This window comes from Chryseobacterium sp. P1-3 (genome assembly GCF_000738495.1).
GTDB classification, from domain to species: Bacteria; Bacteroidota; Bacteroidia; order Flavobacteriales; family Weeksellaceae; genus Chryseobacterium; species Chryseobacterium gallinarum.
The window spans coordinates 1-1,544 of record NZ_JPEQ01000032.1 but is presented as its reverse complement, the minus strand read 5'-3'; the positions used below and the strand labels follow the sequence as shown (position 1 = coordinate 1,544).

Here is a 1,544-nt window from a genome sequence, read left to right as displayed (position 1 = left end):
TACTTTTTATGGTTGAAGAAATAACAGATTCTGCTATTGCTTCGTTTGTAAAAGAACTTGCACCTGTAATTCCCTTTTGAGTAGCTAAACGGCTGATTAAATCTGCATCGGTTTTACCAACATGTCTTGCCAATGTATGTCCTAATGTAGATCCTTCATGATAAGCCAACCATCCTTCTGTTTTTATAATTCCAGGAGCCGCCTTCCCTTTTGTTAAAATGACCGCTAAAGCCGCTAATCCCAGTGCCTGCGTCTGGTTTTCAGCAGAAATATTGTTGGCAATTGCAATACCCACTGCATCCCACACACTGCTCATCATTTCTACTCCTCTGTCATTTCTTACCCATGACATTGGATCAAATGCTCTGCCTCCATTTGGCAAGAGCCCTGCAAGAGCCCGATCAAATGCCATCCCCATGGCAAAGATATTAGGAAAATAATTATCCCCTTTATTCCATGTGCTGATGTTCCCTTTTCCTGTTACCGTAACCGGAACTGTGAAATAAAATCCTCCTCCACCCAGCCGCGAACTTCTGGCTCATGCTATTTAACACTTTTTAATTTACATTTATTCCCCAATTATAAAAACAAAACCTTCACTATTGCAAAGGTTTTGCTTTTTATTCAGACACGAGCAAGATGATCGGCCAGCAGAGGGAAATATCCTCCGAAGAACTGGAATAAAATTGGATAATCTTTTATAAAACTCACGCTATTTTTCCAGCTCTTTTTTTAATCATATTCAACCATTTTAATGCATCTTGAGAATTCTCAAAATATCTATTTGCCTCATCACCAACCTCTTCCCAATAATAATCAATATTGTTAATCAATTTTTCAATATCTTTTATTAATTGAATTATTTTCTGATAATTATCATATTTTTTATGTTTAGATACATATTCAGAAACAATTTCTTCATCTGTCAAATCTTCGAAATCTGCATCTGGAAAGTAAGCACCAAAAAATTGCACTAATCGTGGGAAATCTTTTTCAAAACTCATTTATACTTATTTTCTTGTTATTATTTTGGAAAAGCCGTTAATATAAAATAACCTCCCTTTCCATTTGATTTTAAGATAACTCTAGCATTCGTAAAATCATTAACAATGCCTGTTCTTCTCATTATTCCTCTACCAATATTTGTTGAACCTGTATATTCCAATCTTAAATTATCAATAACATTAGCACCTTTCAACCAAGATTTGATAGCATCTCTATTACTTTTTATGGTTGAAGAAATAACAGATTCTGCTATTGCTTCGTTTGTAAAAGAACTTGCACCTGTAATTCCCTTTTGAGTAGCTAAACGGCTGATTAAATCTGCATCGGTTTTACCAACATGTCTTGCCAATGTATGTCCTAATGTAGATCCTTCATGATAAGCCAACCATCCTTCTGTTTTTATAATTCCAGGAGCCGCCTTCCCTTTTGTTAAAATGACCGCTAAAGCCGCTAATCCCAGTGCCTGCGTCTGGTTTTCAGCAGAAATATTGTTGGCAATTGCAATACCCACTGCATCCCACACACTGCTCATCATTTCT

Annotated in this window: 3 protein-coding genes; all 3 read right to left on the bottom strand. The window is 36.1% G+C overall.

Features of this window, described 5'->3' with window-relative positions; genetic code table 11:
* Positions 1–418, bottom strand: a 418-nt coding sequence (locus HX13_RS21525; protein WP_316931383.1) for an RNase A-like domain-containing protein, incomplete at its 3' end; no start/stop codon positions are given.
* Positions 419–707: 289 nt separating this feature from the next.
* On the bottom strand, positions 708–1,004 hold the full coding sequence (locus tag HX13_RS21520; protein ID WP_050022742.1) for a contact-dependent growth inhibition system immunity protein: 297 nt from the start codon (positions 1,002–1,004) through the stop codon (positions 708–710).
* Positions 1,005–1,024: 20 nt separating this feature from the next.
* The coding region (locus HX13_RS22705) for an RNase A-like domain-containing protein (RefSeq protein WP_202962944.1) at positions 1,025–1,544 on the bottom strand (520 nt) is incomplete at its 5' end.